A 924-nucleotide genomic window follows, 5' to 3' on the forward strand; every position below is an offset into this window, starting at 1 on the left:
GTATCACTGAAGGGTTCTACACGCTTGACCCGCAATGGCGCTTTACCTACCTGAACCGGGAAGGCGCCCGGCTGCTGCGCCGGCCCAGCAAGGAGCTGTTGGGAAAAAGCATCTGGAAAGAATTCCCGGGCGCCATCAACACCTCGTTTTCCGAACAGATAAGGGCGGCGGTTGCAGGCAATTACCAGGTGGAATTTGAAGCCCTGTACGCGCCACTGGACAAATGGTTTGAGATTCGTGCCTATCCGTTCCCGGATGGGGTCGCCGTTTACTTTCGCGATGTCAGTGAAAGGCGCAAGGCCAGGGAGCAGCTCATGCTGCTGGAGACAAGCATTTCCCGCCTCAACGATATTGTGTTGATCACTGAAGCGGTCCCCTCGGGGAAACCGGGCTTGCGCATCATCTTTGTCAACAACGCCTTTGAGCAGCACACCGGCTACAGCCCGGAAGAAGCCCTCGGCCATTCACCGCGCCTGCTGTGCGGGCCCCTGACGCAGCGCAGTGAACTGGAGCGTATCCGCACGGCCTTCCAGAAGGGCCAGCCGGTTCAGGCCGAGCTCATCAYCTACAAAAAAAACGGCAGGCACTTCTGGATGGAAGTCGACATCGTGCCGGTCGCCGACGATGCAGGCGTTTTTTTTACCCATTGGGTTGCCGTGGGGCGGGACATCACGCGCCGCAAGGTGGCAGAAAGCGAAATCAAGCACCTCGCCTTCTACGACCCGMTCACACAATTGCCCAACCGCCAGTTGCTGATGGATCGGCTCCAGAAGGCGCTGACCCACAATTACCGGAATCCGCGCGAAGCTGCGCTGATGTTCATTGACCTGGACAATTTCAAGACACTCAACGACACCATGGGCCACCAGAAAGGCGACCTGTTGCTGCAGCAGGTCGCCAAGCGCCTGGCGGCTTGCCTGGAAC

Annotated in this window: 1 protein-coding gene; it reads left to right on the forward strand. The window is 58.6% G+C overall.

Going from position 1 to position 924, the window contains the following annotated elements; all coding sequences use genetic code 11:
- Positions 1–924: PAS domain-containing protein (locus AC1D0Z_RS22960; RefSeq protein WP_477660436.1), on the forward strand; the 924-nt coding region annotated here is incomplete at both ends.

This window comes from Polaromonas sp. P1_E3 (assembly GCF_056405935.1).